This is a genomic window from Marinobacter sp. HL-58 (assembly GCF_001314605.1).
Classification (GTDB): domain Bacteria; phylum Pseudomonadota; class Gammaproteobacteria; order Pseudomonadales; family Oleiphilaceae; genus Marinobacter.
Genome location: NZ_LIHP01000016.1, coordinates 25251 through 41577 on the forward strand (window position 1 = coordinate 25251; position 16327 = coordinate 41577).

The following is a 16327-nucleotide window of genomic DNA, read 5'->3' on the forward strand; positions in this document are numbered from 1 at the left end:
CTGGCTCGATTATTTGAGTCTCGCCGCCCAGGCGGCTGTCGCATTGAGTAGCAGGGTATGGACATGCTCGAAGGCTTCCCGCCCCTTTTTATAAGGATCAGGAATAGACGGCTGACCGGGCAACCAACGGCCCATCAACATGGTTTTGCCGGTGGATGCCAGATCAAGTTCACTAACACGCTGGCGCTGATGTTCATTCATGACCAGAATTAAATCTGCATCCCTGATCATCTCAACGGTTACCTGACGAGCTTTGTGGCTTGTAGTGTCAAGACCACTGGCCTCTGCCAGAGAAGCAGCCATGGCATCTACCGAGTGATCAACCAGTGCAGTAAGCCCTGCCGATTCCACCTTACGATCAGGCAAATGCGCCTGCAGCATTCTTGCTGCAACCGGGCTGCGGCAGATATTACCCATGCACAAGATCAGTATGTGGTAGAACATTATTGTTTTACTCCACAATATCCGTTGCACGGTCACCCAGGAACAAGGCCGAGAAGGACGGCGTTAGCAGCGATATTACGCGGTTCCAGCGGGCCGCCGGTGCTGTAGTAACGTACACCAGATCCCGATCATTCAGAACGAAACGGTCCGCCAGAACCATTGCGGTTGCGTCCTTCATGTTCAACTGAAAGAGATCAATCGGCTTTGATGACTCTGGTGTTTCAGATCGGCGAACCACGAAGACCCCCGTAGCATCCGATTCGCGTTCGTTGAGCCCCCCAACATTTGAAATTGCCTCTGCCAGCGTCAGCCCGTTTCGCCCCATTGGCAGCGTTTGCGCGCTGCCGACCTGCCCCAGAACAAAAACCTTTTGATCATCCCCCAGCGGTACATTCACCACGTCACCAGACTGCAGAAGTACGTTATGCAGCTTGTCCCCTGATTCCAGCACAGCCTTCAAAGACAGACGGTAATCGGTTCCGTCCCGGGTTAAAATGACATTTCGCCAGTCAGCTCCTTCATCCAGACCGCCAGCCTGGCTGATGGCATCCACAAGACGTGTGGGCACATTAGTCAGGGGGTATACGCCGGGTTCTTCTACCGCCCCACTCATGTAAACGCGCTGACTTTGAAAGGACGCCACAGCAACATCCACTTCGGGATCTTCAATGTAACGTGAGAGTCTGGCTGCAATCTCCTCACGAATTTGTTTGGTGGTTAACCCCACCACATCCACATAGCCAATGTATGGGTAATAAATCGAACCGTCTGAATTAACAACATTGCCAGATTCCGCAGAGCTTCTGCCTTCCCCTGCCGGGTTTGTTAATTCTGGATGGTCCCACACAGTGACTTGCAGTACGTCACCTATGCCAACGTAATACTGATAGGCTCCATCCGGTTGCATTAAGTCTTTCGGGGGGGCAGATGCAGACTTTACAGACCGGTCACGCAAAATGTCCGCATCTATTTGAGTCACATTGATCAACTCGGAGTAATCAACATCCAGTTGTCTTTCCCCTCCCCTATAGAATCCTGAGGGATCGTCTGTGTCCATGTGCGAACCAGGCGCATAGGCACATCCAGCCAGTACCAAAAACACCAGCATCGCCAAAACAATATTTCGCATTAAAGCCAACTGCCTTTGCATTATTGTCAAAATCTGTAGGTCCACTCTCCACTGAGGGACCAGCGGTCGCGAGCCCCGCTTACAAAGTCTGTTTTCTGATTACTGCCTTGAGCATTCAAATCAAGCCAGCCAGACAAAAAGTGGGTTCCGTAACCGATCGAAACAAAGGCGGCGGTACTCCGTTCAGCAGGGGCAAAATAAAAAATATCGTCACCGGGAACCTGCACTCTGGGGTTATCGTCTACGTTCAGGTCTGCGTACGATACGCTGACTGACAGGGTTCCCCCACCCTGAAAAAAGTGATAGCCGCCAAGCGTTGTTGCCCTGGTGTCGCCACCGAAAGACGCCCCGATGGCTCTGCCGAAATGGTTGTAACCACTGCGGTACTGAAAGTGTTCATAGGTGACGTTCGGTACTGAGTTACCATCCAGATCGTTAGCAACCGTATTTATGTGTTCTACAAACCACTGTTGCTGACCTCCCCACAAGGCGCTGGTTGCGTCAGCACCGAAGAGCCAGGATTTCTTGGCTGGTAGTAAACCGGCCTCATCTTCACCTAGCACCTCTGTGTATACCCCCAGGGTATGGTCACCCAACGCGAAGCCATAACGAACGTCGATAGACGCAAGCTGATTGCCTGGATCGTCATCTGCCCCATCCTGGGAATTATCTCGCCCAATCAGAGCATCCAGAACGGTTGAAGCACCTTCTGAACGTTGGCGGCCTCCAAACATCATGACCCTTGAGAATCCCACATCAAGGCCCTGAAATGGTCTGAGGGTCAATCGCATTCCTAGAATCTTTGCCTCCGGTTGCGCTCGCTTACCTTCGAGTTGCCCACCAAGCAAGGTGAAATCCCAAGGACCAGCCCAAGATAACCATGGGCTGGCTGACTCAGTCGCGATTTTACGATTTAGCCAGATTCCAGGAATAGGTCGAGCGTTATTCGATAGAATCAAGCTTGAGTGCCACCCTGGCCCCCACCAACGGTCAATTTGGCCAGCTCCCACTACCCAGTTTCCCAAACTCTTGGCAACGTAGCTGCCATCGGCCTGGACCTGCTGGTTATCGTCGGGGTCTATTACACCCGAACCTGACAACCCGAGCGCCCAGCCATGCCCTTGCCATTCGGCCGTGACACCGACGCGGCCAGTGCCACCAATTGCCTTCTCAAAGCCAGTAACAAAGGGAGCTTCGTTCTGCCCCCCAATAACCACAGCTGCAGAAGAACTGGGCAGTCCTGCTTGCTGATATTCGAATGCCAGATAAGGGCTACCCCTCTTGAGCCGAGCACCGCCTTTGGCGCCAGGCAGATTAACCCACATGACCGGCCAAGTCGTGAAGGTACGGTTCACAAGTCCTAAATCGGCAGACTGCTGAGCTTCAGATCGAGCCCTTGCGTCACCGGGGCCGACCCAGGGGGCTGCCGCAAGAGGAGGCGTCAACATACTCGCCAGGCACGCTACCGCCCCACCGACCAGAGTCCAGTGTTTTGAGGTCATAGTTCTATTTTTCTATTCTGGGAAATCAAAACAGAAGGAGGGATTCTCCAACTGACTCCCTGTCAGACTGCTTGTGAACCGCGATATAGCCGGGGCGTGCCTACATTACATGAGGCGACACAAATTCTGCCTGGGGCGCCGGAGGGTACCCAAGCCGCCAAACATCAACGTTTTGATTATCACATAAGGCATAATATGCTTTATTTTATGACGTTTCAAACAAATCTGATCGAAGTGACATCAGCCCTTCGCCTTGCCAAGTTCAACTTTTTGCTTGATTTCTGATGTTTCTGGTGCCCCCAATGCGCCTTTATCATTGGAATGAATCGCGAGGGCGTGGTGTCCAGACACTGCAAGCGTCCCCACACAGAACTTTAACACTGCAAGCTCCGTTGTATCACTCATGCTCTGAACCAAGCTCGACGATGCCTCGGAATCAAGACTTCTCAGGGCGCGACCACTGAGAAGGCGCACCTCCATCCCTTCTGATGCCATCGCTTTGACAGCATCAATGTAGTTTTCATCATAGTTCGCTTGCATGTTAGCATCCATAACGTTGGGTACCCTGTCTAACAGTATCACCCAGCACGAGACAGTTCGTTTATCATCGTCACATAGTCACTAAAGTACTGGACCGGTAGCAACCACTCGACTCTCTCATCATTACTAGCCAGGTTACCATTCATTTTCAAGGCGGATATCAGAACATACCCATAGGTACGATAGAACTCCTTTACCTCTACTGCATTGCGATGTTCTGATGCGGCTTCCCAATCGGCATAAACTGCGTATTCTTCTCCGTCCAGCTCAAAAGAAATCATTTGTGGCGATCCCTGACCGAACGACTCATGAAGAAAGACCGCTTGTTCTGGCTGCACATCAGTTTCAGGCAGCCCGTACAGAAACCAGATGATGTTTACAATTTTCTGCTGTTCATCCCGCTGAATAGCGAGAGTACCGTCTAGCACAATGGCCATTAACCTAGTCCTTGCAGCGTTTCGCTCAACTTTCGCGGCGCTGTATCTCTGCCAGATACTCGTCCATCTCAGCCTGACTGGCGAAAACCGTCAGGTCCGGCATTACTTTAACAATTTCGAAGACCTTTTTAACACCCTTGGACATCTGCGATATGCTGACCTGTCCACCCCGTGCTTTCATCAGCTTCAACGTTTTAAAAATCACTCGCAACCCCGCGGAGCTGACAAACGTGACTGCCCCCATATTGATGGCTACCACCTTGGTCTCTGGCGTGATCAGCTCGTCCAGTGTTGAATTCAGTTTTGGAGCAGTTTCGCTGTCCAGCGCCCCTACCAGCACCAGGCTGACAGTTTCCTTTGTACTTTGCAGATGCTCAATAGTTAACGACATGGAAATCCTCCGAAGATAGGTATTAAAAATGTTTCTTTATAGTCCACTCATTCATGCCGTTCAGATAATTGAAGTGCTGATCGTCACTTAACGAATATATTAAAATCAGGCCCAATCCTCCAATATCGCGGCGCTCAATCGGGCAATCCGCCACATAACCGCAGGCTGACGCAGGATCAAATTTTTTTCCCGCATACCTGAACTTAATTGTCACACCAGTTTGCGTTTTTTCCAACTCCAGTGTCCATTCCGTTGCTGGAGTGGCTGGAAAGACGTGGTGCTTCATGTTTGCCATAAATTCATCAATAATAATCTGGCATTCATGAATAATATCTTCGGCAACCCCATTCAGTGCAGCTTCTGTCTCCGACAGAACATCGCTGACCGAGTCATTCGCACTCACAGTTAATTTCATAAAGCCCTGACGTGGCGTTGGATTGTCATTATTGTTATGTCATCTGATTGGGGAGCATAACCCGAAAACTGCTCAATTTCACTTTTCAGTATCGTCAGAAAGCTATTATCCATATCATTAGCGCGGTAGCCAATTTGGATAAGCCTGCCATCTCCAAACTCTTCCCCCGATTCATTAAACGATTCAGTAACGCCGTCACTGTATAGAGTGACAGTGGCACCTTGCTCAATTGTCACACTAAAAGATGGGAACTGAACCTCTTCGTAGAGCCCAAGAGGTGGGCCTGATTCTCTGGCTATAAGCTCCGGGGTCATAAAAGATTGCACCAATAATGGAGCATTATGGCCAGCATTGATGAACTTCAGCTCACCGTTTGCCAGATCCAATAGCCCGAAAACGGCAGTGACAAACATACAAGATTCGTTGTTAACACAGAGCTCTGCATTAAGCTTTGTTACTATTCGCTGGAGATCCGATCCTTCGGCTTTAGCGAGATAATTAATCAATGACACGGTTTTAGCCATGAACAGGGCTGCGGGTACGCCTTTATCGGATACATCCCCAACAACCAGCAAAAGCTTTCCACCCTGACAGCGGATAACATCGTATAAGTCCCCACCCACCGCGCTAGCGGGGTTTAGCAGTGCTTCAATAGTCCAGTCTTTGTAATCTCCCCGGAACTCTCCCTGGAGCGGCACCATCGACATTTGTATTTCCCGGGCAACGGACAACTCTCCCTCCAGTTTTTCCCGCGCTCCTTTCTCGCGCTCAATCGATTGAGACATCGACTTTACCAGGCGTGCATTCATCATACTGGTCGCAATCATCGAACCCAGAATAAGCAGATAGTCGATTGCAGATTTGGAAATATAGAAATACCTCGATTGCAAGGTCATAACCCCAACAATGGTATTCGCATCCAGGGATAGCGGAAGTAATAGCACTGGGCGATTATCATGGCCTACGCAACAGGCACGATACATGCTGTCCTGCGGCATCACGTAGTCAGTGGAACGGCCACCTAACTTTTCGTCGAGATCGCTAATCGAAAAGGTCAAAGGAGACGGGTCGTCACCGTAGCGAGAAGCAGCACCGGAGCTTGTGGACGCAACAGGCCTGAAGTTATCAGTGTCCAGCGGCCGCTCCCACAGGGTAATGCTCCCCAGATCATAGTGCCCCTTGATACGCAACAATACACTTTCAAGATCGCCCCAAAGCTTGCTGGCTTCAGCACCCGCCAAACGCACGCCTATGTCCCGGATGAAACGCTCGCCAGATAATGCGGTTTCCAATGAAACCTGCCAGGTATGTCGCTCAATCGCCAGGCTTGCAAGAAACACAACGGAAGAAAAGTCTGCGATTTCCTGGTCCGTTGGGTGCTTCGCATACTCAAAAAACAACGTAATGACGCCCAGTAAGTCTTTATCCTTACCAGGAATAACCTCCGACCATGAAGCAGTCATTCCTAGCTCGGATACCTGGGCCCCATACCCCTGCCATCGATGGTCGCTTTGCAGATTTTCTACGATAACGCGGCCGCCAACATAGAATGCCGTGCCGATGGACGTTGAGCCATAAAGCGACGTAATGACAGGAAACATCTGTTGAAACTTGCGAGCAAAAGGGGATGAACCGGTTGAACTCAAATTGGCGCTTTGGTCATCGTAAAGTGAAAGTACACAGTGGGAGTGTGCGATGGTTACTTCTGCCAGCTTCGCGATGGTATCCAGAACGCTCTGCAGCGAACGACCCGACATGATGTCTACCAGTGCTCTGTTACGCAGGTGCTCGGCGATCTGATTCATTTTTTCGCCGTGGATGTTATTTGCCGCAAAAAGCCTTGCTGGCCGTCCTTCGAACGCCGTATTGCTGATGGTCGCCGCGACCCACAGGTGATCGTCCTCACCCGTTCTGAAACACCATTCCCTGCGTTCAACCCCAATGGCCTTTACTTTACCCAGCCATTCTTCAAAGTCGACCAGACGATGGGGAGCGACCAGCCAGGCGTCTGGCCTAGAAATCACCTGATCCATCAGCTCATCAACGGAGTGCTTGCCAAACATATCCAGTGCCTGTTGATTGGCAAAGAGCAAAACCGGCGCGTGGCGATCAAACACCATGATTATCTGTGATGTCTGGTTCAGCAATGCACGGGTGTCTGCAATTGCTGAACGTAGCTGCCGGCTGACTCTGTTACTGAGTTCCTCACGCGCAGTAATAACGCCCTTGATACGACGCCGATACGAGAGAAAGGTAGCTGCGAGGCAAAATAGGGCCATAAGCGCTCCCAGCGATAGCCACTCCGCCCAACCGAGCTGTGTCATCACTTCCATATGGTTCACTGCTCTACATTCTCGATAAGCTGGGTACTTTGCTGGCTTGCGCCGATCACTTTCACAGAAGCTCCGCCAAGGTCTGCTCCCAGGGATGTCAGAAGCGGTGAGACTGCACTCTCGAGGACGACGCCTGTCACGCCCTCGACTAGGTCGGTCACTGGCGCGGATAGCCCGGACAGTACCGTGTTGAGGACACCGCTGATTGCCCCCCCTGACTCACATTGAAGCGACAGATTGCTCAGGTTGACAGATAATCCACCCAACGACCCCGTTGAGCTGTCGGTCAAGGTTTCCTCATCGCAATCTCCATCGGGACAATGAAGGCTGTAATACTGCAGTGCCTCCTGCACCCCAGACTGATGCGGCAAAGAAACACTCAGATCGCCCCTGACACAGGTCTCGACAGCGGGAAGAAGTGGTGCGTCGAGTCTCAGGATTGTCGCATTCAGCGAATCAGGAACTACCGCGCCCGTGGAGGTGTCAATGGTTCCGGTTTCGATCGCCACAACACTGCCCTGGGTGTCAAAATCAAGATTCACAGTATTGTTGTCTCCCCGGGCACAATCCGCTGCGATCAGATCTGCTTCTCCGCCACCTGCCTGTACTGCAAGCGGAATACGAATATCATCCAGCACTGAGACGCCCACCAGCCCTGCTGATAACGTGTCAACCAGGGAAGTTAACTCTCCCGTTGCCAGCCCCACGTCAATGTTCGCCTGTAGACTTATATCAGCGGCTCGTACGTTAGTTAGCCAGTCGCCAGCCTCATCCTGACGCGCCGGCCCGAAGACAATCCGCGGTGGCTCATCCACCATCAAATCCAATGTGATTTCAACATCACCCAGCAGGTCCAGCCCACTGGCATCAAACAAATCCTCGGTATCTTCAAGCTCTAGTTGTAACAAACCGGCGCCACTCTGATTGGCTGCTCTCACGCTGTTTAATACTATGCTGTTAACAAAGTCATACAGAGGAAACGAGCTATCCTCTGAAACACTGATGCCACTCACAACATCGAAGACAGCACCTGCATCGAGCCCATTCAAACCGGTCGCAGAGGTCAGGTCATCTATAACCGAACCTGCCGGAGACCCTGCCTCACCAACAACAGTAGTCACTGCCTCGAGAACATCCAGAAGCGGTTCGTCTGCCAGTGCCGTCAAATCAGATACGCCCAACTCATCCAGCAGGTCACCGACACTAACCACCGTTGACTCAAGGCTTTCAAGATTGGTGGCATCCACTTCGGATACACCAGTGAGCTCCTCGATCAACTGGCCCAGAATCCCGTCTTCAATGCTCGCAGTCGAACCGGTTGCACTCAAGATCGCCACCACTTCTTTCCTGGCCGCGGCGTCTACCGATAGTTCAACCGGGCTGAAAAGACTTTCCGGCAGCAGTCGCGACAACGGTTCTGTTCGGGTGTATGTCACCAGGGCTGCATTGGTCTGGAGAATGTCAGCTTTTTGGGAAAACCGCAGTGAATCGGTGTTTTCCTGATCCGGAGCCAGCAAACCGGCCGCCACGTCGAGATCGCTCTCGTCGCCGTCAAACCCCACCGCCCGGGCGGCAGACAACCCACGGGCCTGCATTTCTGAGAGGTCACCGCTTTCTCCGCCGCAAGACTGCGCTGCGTCGGCGGCGGCGGTTGCCGCTGCGTTAACCTGGGACTGCATGTCCGATCGGATGGACAGAAGACGGGCGCTGTCGATCACCAGGGTCAACAGAATTACAATCAGGGTCAGGAGCACGGGGGTCAGAGCAATGAAAACCCCGCGCTGTGAACGCCTGTTAATCATCCCGTGTTGACTCACTGATACGGTCTGGTATTGGCCGCGAGAATGTCTCCGCAATGCGCTCCTGGGTGAGCACATAGATGTCCTGGGTGAGCTCACCACCTCGAACCGGCTTCGATGCCTGCTCATCCATCACCTTTTCCGTATCACTTCTCGGATCTGCTTCAAACGAGAGCCCGATCATTCCACCCGGCTTGTCATCCGATTGGTCCGGGTCTTCAGCCATCACAACTCCGCTAATGGCAAAAAGGCCGAAAATCACGAAACTCTGAGTCATGGTTTTCATGGGTGCTCCTTGCGCATATTTTCAGCGACTTGCTTACCGGTTTTCAGGTCTCTTTCTGACAGGCCAAGCGTGCCTTTGAGCTTATTGAGTGCGGCATCACCTCCGTTGAGATAATAGGCCGCGACCATATTCTGTTTGACCGCACCTTTGCCTTCGGCCAGTTCGTACGCTGTTCGTAATTCGAAGGCAGCACGCCCGTATTCACCGGCTATCATCAGCGCATAGCCATAATCGTTCCGAATGTCCGGCACCGCCGGCGACATGTCTTTGGCCGTCTTCAACGCATCCAGCGCGTCCTGAATCTTGTCCTGCTTGACGTAGACCACGCCAAGGCCGTGATAGGCCTCATGGGACTCACATTTGTCGGCAATCGTCTCAAAGGCCTCCTCTGAGTCCTTCACCTGATCAACCTGCGCCAGCAACTGCGCCCAACGAAGCCAATGGTGTTGGGTTTCAAAAGACAGTGACTCCAGTTGCGCAAGGGCCGCATAATACTCACCCCCTTCCATGAGTGAGTCGATCAGATCAAGTTCAACCCGATGCTCCGGCTGCAGCGTTGTGGAGCAGCCAACGGAATAAATCGGGTCTTTGAGTGGCCGCTGGTCGTCCTCGCTCTGCTCACTCTGTTCGCTCGACTCCATCGTTGAACAGCCGGTGGTCACCAGCCCCACCATCACTGCGATCACTGATGCAGCTGTGATCCAACTTCCTGCTCGATGACTCTGCTTCATAACTGTTTCCATTACCGATGTCTTCCGTTGAATCTGTTTAGTTTCTCAATGTGTCCAGAATAGAAAGTACCGCTGGCCCCCCGATAAGCATGAACAGCGCAGGCAACATGAACGCCATCATTATGATGGTCATTTTCGCGCCGACCCGGTTGGTCTCTTCTTTCAATTTGCTGCGTTCTTCGTGCTGCGCTTCTTCAATAATCTGGTCCAGACTGACCGAAACCCGCGAGCCCAGGGTGCCGCTCTGTTTCATCAGCGTTACGTAGCTTCGCAATACAGTGATGTTTCGATTTCGACCCAGCTCATCCAGTGCCACCGTTCTGTCTGCACCACTTTCCATCACCCGGTTGAACCGATCAACCCGGTGGATCAGGCGTGGCATGAGGTCCCTCGCCTGATGAGAAATAAGCTTCAAGCTGCGCTCGGGCGATAACCCTGCCTCCAGAAGCATTCTGGTCATGTGGCAGAGCTCTATCGCTTCGCGGTTCTGTTGTTTCTCGGCGAAAGCGCCGGAGGCGCGAATCATCCGGCGCGGGACGAAAAATGCCATAAGCGCGGTGAGTATGGCCGCGGCGGCACTGAAAAACACAAATGCGACAGGCAAGATGATGGCCGGAACGACCCAGCAGAGGCCAAAGTAATAGACCCGAGACTGGTAAGGAGACCGTCCGCTGGCTTCCAGGGCGGGCTCAAGCTCTTTAAAATCTCCCCGAACAAGTCGGCGCTCGGCGAGCCAGAACACCAGCTCTGCCATGGCCGAGTCGCTTTCAGGGTCATCGTCAACCAGGCGCTGATGATGCAAGCGGGCATTGATACGCGCCTGCATTGACCAGGAGGGTGCGCCATATATTCCAGCAATTAGAGACAGCAGTCCGATCACGAGCGCCGCTCCAAAAATAAGCTCAATCACGGCCAACCCTCCGAATCAGATTCCAGATCAGCAAACTGCCAATCACCTGCAGGGCTCCCGCGATCATCAACAGGGTGTGGCCCGTGTCGGTGTTCAACAGTACCGCAGAAAATTCCTCGTTGAGTATTACCATGTAGGCCGCCAAGCCAGGGGGCATTACAGCGAACACAACGGCGGTGAACCGGGTTTCGGCCGTTGCCGCCATGAACTCTCTTCTCAGCTCCTGCTGCGAACGAATGGCTTTCGAGACTTCCTGAAGAACCGGCTTGATGGACGAACCAAAGCGGCTAGTGGTGCGCAGCGCAATCGCTATCTGGGTGAGCGCCGGGATCCGGTACATGTTGGCAAAGCCCTCGAACACGGGCGTGTAGTCCCGCCCTTGATTAATGGCGCTGCGCAAGCGCTGCAGCAGGGGCTGAAACACCGGCGACGCATCGCCAAAAGCGGCAAGAAGTGCTTGTTCGATAGACCGGCCGGCGGTGATAGAGCGCAAGACCGAATCGAGGACCACGGGTACATCTTCGAGAACCTGTTTGCGCAGCTTTTCAAATTTTACGCGCCACAGTGTGATGCCGGTGGATATCACGAAAAAAAGCCCAATCATGGCTTCGATCCATCCCCGGGATAGCCCGACGCCCACAATAAGCCCCAGCATGACAGCCGAAAGTGCAACGGCCCTGCCACTGGACATAGTAAAACCGGCCCTAACCAGCGTTTTTTGGATCGGGCCCATGTCCACTTTTGCCGTCTGGTCGCCCTGACCAGCCACCTCGGATCGTAAACGCTGGCGCACCCGGTCTTTAATCGCAGCCGAGGCCCGGGCACTACTCCACAGACCCTGAAGCACCGCCACAATGAGGGCGAGAACGCCCAACATCATGGCCAGTAAAAGCAGTAACTGGACGGTCATAACGGCTCCTCGGGGGCAGAGGAGAAGTCCAGTTCGGGCGACCGGTAGAGTGACTCCATCCGGTAGGGGTCCGTCATTGTTGGTTTGAGCGCCACAACCTCACTGATCAATCGCCTGCCATTGGGCAATCGGCTGAGCTGAATGATAATATCCAGTGACGATCCAATGAGACGTCCAATCGCTCTCTCGCCGGCATCGTACCCATTGACCGCAAGCAGCGTTTCGATCCGAACCAGCGCATCTTTTGCGGAATTCGAATGGATTGTGCTCATAGACCCTTCGTGGCCCGTGTTCATAGCCTGGAGCAGCTCGATGATCTCTCCGGAGCGCACTTCACCCACAACGACCCGGTCGGGCCGCATCCTCAGCGCGTTGACGATGAGATCCCGGGCCGTTATTTTTCCGGTTCCTTCGGTATTTGCCGGACGCGTCTCCAGGCGCACAACGTGGGGATGAGTCAACTGCAGCTCGGCGGAATCCTCAATTGTTACCACCCGCTCGTCTTTTGGTATGTATTGACTGAGCATATTGAGAATCGTGGTTTTGCCCGTGCCGGTGCCTCCGCTGACCAACAGGTTGCGCCGGCCCTCCACCACCGAAATCAATGTGTCGAGGCACTCCGATGTCATGGTTCCGCCGTTCACCAGATCAACGGCAGACAGGTGCCTGTCACTGAATTTTCTAATGCTGAGCGACGGCCCATCGAGGGCGATGGGCGGGACAATAGCGTTGACACGGGACCCGTCTGGCAAGCGAGCATCCACCATTGGGCTGCTTTCATCAAGTCGGCGCCCGAGCGGCGCAAGAATGCGGCGGATGATCCGGAGGACATGGTCATCGTCGATAAAGCGAGTCTGGACTTTTTGCAACACCCCGGCGATCTCAACGAAAACCACGAGGGCACCGTTGACCAGAATGTCGTTTACCTGATCGTCAGCCAGCAAGGGTTCAAGCGGACCGAAACCAATGATTTCGTCCAGAATTTCCTTCGTCAGCGTGTTTTGATCCGGCGCTGCCAGAGGGATACGATGGTTGTGGATGTACTGAGATACAGACGTTTGCACAAAAGACTGCAGGGCGTCTCTGGTCGATTTTTCAACCTCTACCCCCTCCTCATCAAGCCGCTCTATGAGGAAGGTATGAACGCTCTTCTTGAGCTGCTGATAGTCTTCATCGATTCGAGTCGCCACACGTTACCCCTAGATTTCATGATCGGCCGATGAAACCAAACCGGCGTTTTAACGGTGATTGAGAAACGAAAGTCGAGCTGACGTAAGCGTTCAGTTTTTTGTGGTATCGGGAGCGGCTCGGGAGCATCCCCAAGGGCACGCCTGCGTTGATAGAATCCAGCCGGTGGTTCCACTCAATCGGCAGTGTGAGATCACAGGCCACACCAACGGTTTTTTCAATGTCCGCAATCGCCAGTTTGGACCGTTTCTCGTACCCATCTATAACGAGGCTTTTAACGCAATCCGTCGACAGCCAGTTACCGATTTTCTGAAAAAGCCCTTCAGCCTCCTGGATCTGATCAACCACCGGGTGCATCACGACGAACATACGATTGACGTTGGCCCCTATCGCACTCAGCCAAGAGTCCGCCAGGTCGCTGTCTACCCTGACAATGACCTCGTCGAAGAGCTCTCCCAATTGAGTCAGCGTTATAAAAAGGTCTGCACCGCCATCGCCGGAAAGGTCCCCTTTTTCCAGCCCACCTGACAGTAGGCGTAGTCCGTTTGAGTACTCACCTAGGGCGGTTTCCACGAATGACCGGTCGATCGAGTCCTGTCGCTTAACCAGTTCGTCTAGTGTCAGGCGATTGAGGTTGTCAAAATAGAAAGTGCGTTCACCACGAGATAGTGTGTCAATCGCAAGCACCTGCTCATGGGGAAGAGCCCGGTTTATCTCACTGACAAAGTTCTGACAGAAAAATCGGGTATCCACTACAGGGCTTACCGAGGTGACAAACGTGACATTGCGGCGGGCCCTTGTGCTTTCCAGCGCCGGCTTATTATGCGAAGACTCTATCACCCGTCGTACGCGCTCCGGTGCAGCGTCGGTATCCGTTCCGGTAATCAAGCAGTCCCTGGCACCGACTCGCATGATTCTCAACAACATGTCTTGAGAGATGCGTTTAGCAACCGCGATCAGCTCGGCCGAGCCACATATTTTCCCCAGGGCAGCAAATGTTTTGACGGCACGTTCCGGGTTGTCCTCTTCAACAGCCACTAGGACCACTGGCGTGCCTGTCGCCTTTACCAGGCGGCTCACCCTTGAAAGATCTGACGAGGTGACCGCCTCGATCACCCATTCACTATCCAGAGACCGTTCCAGCCAAACCCTCAAACCAATATCATCGCTGACACATACAAGGGTTTCGTTCATTGAAGGCACTCCCTACCAACTCAGTCCGTGTTCGACAGGCTCGCCGGCTTTTCTTGAACCTGTAAACATGTCCGGCCACTCTGTGCTGCTGTTTTCATACTCCATACCAAACCGCTTTACAGAGTCAGGCATCTTTTTCTGTGGGCTGACCAGGCGGGGAGTGACGACCATGATCAGCTCCTTGTCTTCCGCAGACACCCGGTCTGAACGAAACAGAGCCCCCAAAATGGGAATGTTGCCAAGCCCGGGTAATCGATCACTGTTATTCAGTGTTGTCCTGCTAACCAGGCCACTGATGATGAACGTTTCCCCCGGCGCCATGGAAACGGTTGTTTCAGTCCGCCGGATTCTCAACCCGGGCACTGAAACACCAGAGGTGGAAACACCGGCAGTGAAATCCAGCTCACTCACTTCCGGCGCAACCTTGAGAATGATCTGGTCGCCTTCGACCACCGTTGGCGTCAGCGACAGACTTACCCCGAATTCCTTGAACTCGATCTGGGTGCCGTTGTTGTCAGACTGGATCGGGATCGGAAACTCTCCCCCGGCCAGAAACGTTGCACTCTGGCCACTCAGGCTTACCAAAGAGGGCTCGGCCAGGGTGTAAGCGAACCCTCCGGATTCAAGCGCATTGATGATACTGAGCGAGCTGCTGCCAAAGCTGAAAAGGTTGAAGCCTTCACTGCTGATACCTTCGGCAGCGTTGCTGGCTGAATCAAAGCCACGAAAACCACCACCGCCAGGAGGCGCCACACCAATGCTGGATTGGCCGCCATTGAACAGTTTGGCGTAGTAAAGCCCCAGTGTATTGAGCTCGTTGCGGTTTACTTCCACAATCCGAATGTCAGTCTGAACCTGCATTGCCAGAGGAGACTTTTCGCCGCTGGTTGAACTTACAACAACCGTGGAAACCAGTGGCTCATCAGCACCATCCAGCCAGACACTCAGGGTGGCATCTCCCGGCTCTTCGCCGGTAATCAGCACTTCGGATTCGCCAGACGCCGTGACCTTTGCAACACTCGGGTCAGACGTCGCAACCTTACTCAGCTCACTCGGAAACGACAGGGCGCGCTGCTCACCGGGTCCCATTTCCAGAACCGCGTCCTGCTCTTCTGCCCAGACCTGTGCAACGGACAGCAGCAGGACGAGCAGGCATGCTGCCCTGGCGTTCAATCGGTGCATTCCACGCTCACTGCACATAGACATTCCTTGCTTCAGAGCCTTCAAATATCTGAACCTTACGGCCCGGATCCTCGCGCTCGCGTTCAGGACTTGCATTGCCATCGTTACTGGACCTTCGCGGGGATTCCGGCATCAAATCGGAGAGAAAAACCGCTGAGTCAGCGGCACTTTTCTCGACGGGGATCGAAGCAACAGACTCGTTCTCTTCTTCGGCTATCAGCGGCGACCGCTTGACCGCAATAAAGCTCAGTTGCGCTTCCTCAGAGGCCAGCACCAGCTCTCTTGTCCTCTCTTCCGGCACAGAAAGTACCATCGTACTGTTGCGGCGACGATCTTCTTCGGAAGCGGATGGGCCGACCTTTGTTGCTCCTTTGACCGAAAGCACCTCAACGGACTCAAGCAGGGTTTTTGATGATGACTCACTCTCGCCCCTTTCGTCGAACGACACGAGAATATCCACGAAATCGCCCGGCCTCAACAATCCCCCGATACTGGCCACGCTGCTCATTTCAAAGGCAATTGCCTTGTGCCCATCGGGAACAAGCTGCCTTACCAGGCTCTGATCTTCAAGGATTTGTGTCGTCAAAAGCTCGCCCGGCTCCATAGATGTCTCGATCGAAATGTCATATGGCACATCCTCTGCTTCGATTGCATTGTCGATGGGCGTCGATGATTCGATTTCAATGAAACTGCCCCGCTCCAGAGCGTCTCCGGGCTTGATGTTCTGGGCCGCGACCACATAGGTATGGACAGGTGCCTGCTCCACTTCAGGCTCGGTGACGGCAGCGGCGCGACCTTCTGCCGCCGCCGACTCCTTACGCGCTTCTTCCGCTGCGTTGTACTTCATCAGGCCGAACAGTGCGGTCGCTATGGCCACCATCGCCAGAAGGAGGGAAGGAAGGAAATACAAGAAGCGGGGTTTCATAACAGTGTCAT

General features: G+C 53.4%; 17 protein-coding genes. All 17 read right to left on the minus strand.

Annotated elements, in window-relative coordinates; translation table 11 throughout:
• Positions 1-9: 9 nt before the first annotated feature.
• Positions 10-444: a low molecular weight protein-tyrosine-phosphatase gene (locus HLUCCO03_RS12610; protein WP_027831510.1), complete on the minus strand. Its 435-nt coding sequence runs from the start codon at positions 442-444 to the stop codon at positions 10-12.
• Positions 445-451: 7 nt separating this feature from the next.
• Positions 452-1573 carry a polysaccharide export protein gene (locus tag HLUCCO03_RS12615; RefSeq protein WP_051603810.1) on the minus strand — a complete coding sequence of 374 codons (1122 nt, stop codon included), beginning with the start codon at positions 1571-1573 and terminating at the stop codon, positions 452-454.
• 26 nt (positions 1574-1599) lie between these two features.
• Entirely contained in the window at positions 1600-2928 is a 1329-nt protein-coding gene (locus HLUCCO03_RS12620) for a capsule assembly Wzi family protein (RefSeq protein WP_292016712.1), read from the minus strand.
• Between the two features lie 387 nt (positions 2929-3315).
• Positions 3316-3615, minus strand: a complete 300-nt coding sequence (locus tag HLUCCO03_RS12625) for a hypothetical protein (RefSeq protein ID WP_155939904.1) — start codon at positions 3613-3615, stop codon at positions 3316-3318.
• 38 nt (positions 3616-3653) lie between these two features.
• On the minus strand, positions 3654-4052 hold the full coding sequence (locus HLUCCO03_RS12630; protein WP_027831507.1) for a hypothetical protein: 399 nt from the start codon (positions 4050-4052) through the stop codon (positions 3654-3656).
• Between the two features lie 25 nt (positions 4053-4077).
• Entirely contained in the window at positions 4078-4443 is a 366-nt protein-coding gene (locus tag HLUCCO03_RS12635) for an STAS domain-containing protein (protein WP_027831506.1), read from the minus strand.
• 22 nt (positions 4444-4465) lie between these two features.
• On the minus strand, positions 4466-4846 hold the full coding sequence (locus HLUCCO03_RS12640; RefSeq protein ID WP_197025653.1) for an ATP-binding protein: 381 nt from the start codon (positions 4844-4846) through the stop codon (positions 4466-4468).
• Between the two features lie 8 nt (positions 4847-4854).
• Positions 4855-7191 carry a SpoIIE family protein phosphatase gene (locus HLUCCO03_RS12645; RefSeq protein WP_155939902.1) on the minus strand — a complete coding sequence of 779 codons (2337 nt, stop codon included), beginning with the start codon at positions 7189-7191 and terminating at the stop codon, positions 4855-4857.
• Between the two features lie 5 nt (positions 7192-7196).
• The gene (locus tag HLUCCO03_RS12650; protein WP_292016713.1) at positions 7197-8786 is read right to left on the minus strand and encodes a hypothetical protein; all 1590 of its coding nucleotides are present in this window, start codon (positions 8784-8786) and stop codon (positions 7197-7199) included.
• A gap of 199 nt (positions 8787-8985) precedes the next feature.
• On the minus strand, positions 8986-9276 hold the full coding sequence (locus tag HLUCCO03_RS12655; protein WP_027831502.1) for a hypothetical protein: 291 nt from the start codon (positions 9274-9276) through the stop codon (positions 8986-8988).
• A complete protein-coding gene (locus tag HLUCCO03_RS12660; protein ID WP_155939899.1) occupies positions 9273-10007 on the minus strand; it encodes a tetratricopeptide repeat protein in 735 nt (244 codons plus the stop codon). Before HLUCCO03_RS12660 ends, HLUCCO03_RS12655 begins: the two co-directional genes overlap by 4 nt.
• A 37-nt stretch (positions 10008-10044) precedes the next feature.
• Entirely contained in the window at positions 10045-10917 is an 873-nt protein-coding gene (locus HLUCCO03_RS12665; protein ID WP_051603963.1) for a type II secretion system F family protein, read from the minus strand.
• Complete coding sequence (locus HLUCCO03_RS12670; protein WP_027831500.1) at positions 10910-11827, minus strand: type II secretion system F family protein; 918 nt, start codon at positions 11825-11827, stop codon at positions 10910-10912. The genes HLUCCO03_RS12665 and HLUCCO03_RS12670 overlap by 8 nt, the downstream gene beginning before the upstream one ends.
• On the minus strand, positions 11824-13017 hold the full coding sequence (locus HLUCCO03_RS12675; protein WP_036197387.1) for a CpaF family protein: 1194 nt from the start codon (positions 13015-13017) through the stop codon (positions 11824-11826). The genes HLUCCO03_RS12670 and HLUCCO03_RS12675 overlap by 4 nt, the downstream gene beginning before the upstream one ends.
• A gap of 16 nt (positions 13018-13033) precedes the next feature.
• The gene (locus HLUCCO03_RS12680; protein ID WP_027831499.1) at positions 13034-14209 is read right to left on the minus strand and encodes a hypothetical protein; all 1176 of its coding nucleotides are present in this window, start codon (positions 14207-14209) and stop codon (positions 13034-13036) included.
• Between the two features lie 12 nt (positions 14210-14221).
• Complete coding sequence (locus tag HLUCCO03_RS12685; RefSeq protein WP_051603962.1) at positions 14222-15391, minus strand: pilus assembly protein N-terminal domain-containing protein; 1170 nt, start codon at positions 15389-15391, stop codon at positions 14222-14224.
• Positions 15392-15398: 7 nt separating this feature from the next.
• Entirely contained in the window at positions 15399-16316 is a 918-nt protein-coding gene (gene cpaB, locus HLUCCO03_RS12690; protein ID WP_027831497.1) for a Flp pilus assembly protein CpaB, read from the minus strand.
• Positions 16317-16327 lie beyond the last annotated feature (11 nt).

Bases quoted from the DNA above. Each gene is read 5' to 3' on its own strand.
- HLUCCO03_RS12610 (WP_027831510.1), bottom strand. From the start codon at position 444: ATGTTCTACCACATACTGATCTTGTGCATGGGTAATATCTGCCGCAGC.
- HLUCCO03_RS12615 (WP_051603810.1), bottom strand. From the start codon at position 1,573: ATGCGAAATATTGTTTTGGCGATGCTGGTGTTTTTGGTACTGGCTGGA.
- HLUCCO03_RS12625 (WP_155939904.1), bottom strand. From the start codon at position 3,615: ATGCAAGCGAACTATGATGAAAACTACATTGATGCTGTCAAAGCGATG.
- HLUCCO03_RS12630 (WP_027831507.1), bottom strand. From the start codon at position 4,052: ATGGCCATTGTGCTAGACGGTACTCTCGCTATTCAGCGGGATGAACAG.
- HLUCCO03_RS12635 (WP_027831506.1), bottom strand. From the start codon at position 4,443: ATGTCGTTAACTATTGAGCATCTGCAAAGTACAAAGGAAACTGTCAGC.
- HLUCCO03_RS12645 (WP_155939902.1), bottom strand. From the start codon at position 7,191: ATGGAAGTGATGACACAGCTCGGTTGGGCGGAGTGGCTATCGCTGGGA.
- HLUCCO03_RS12650 (WP_292016713.1), bottom strand. From the start codon at position 8,786: ATGCAGGCCCGTGGGTTGTCTGCCGCCCGGGCGGTGGGGTTTGACGGC.
- HLUCCO03_RS12655 (WP_027831502.1), bottom strand. From the start codon at position 9,276: ATGAAAACCATGACTCAGAGTTTCGTGATTTTCGGCCTTTTTGCCATT.
- HLUCCO03_RS12660 (WP_155939899.1), bottom strand. From the start codon at position 10,007: ATGAAGCAGAGTCATCGAGCAGGAAGTTGGATCACAGCTGCATCAGTG.
- HLUCCO03_RS12670 (WP_027831500.1), bottom strand. From the start codon at position 11,827: ATGACCGTCCAGTTACTGCTTTTACTGGCCATGATGTTGGGCGTTCTC.
- HLUCCO03_RS12680 (WP_027831499.1), bottom strand. From the start codon at position 14,209: ATGAACGAAACCCTTGTATGTGTCAGCGATGATATTGGTTTGAGGGTT.
- HLUCCO03_RS12685 (WP_051603962.1), bottom strand. From the start codon at position 15,391: ATGCACCGATTGAACGCCAGGGCAGCATGCCTGCTCGTCCTGCTGCTG.
- cpaB (WP_027831497.1), bottom strand. From the start codon at position 16,316: ATGAAACCCCGCTTCTTGTATTTCCTTCCTTCCCTCCTTCTGGCGATG.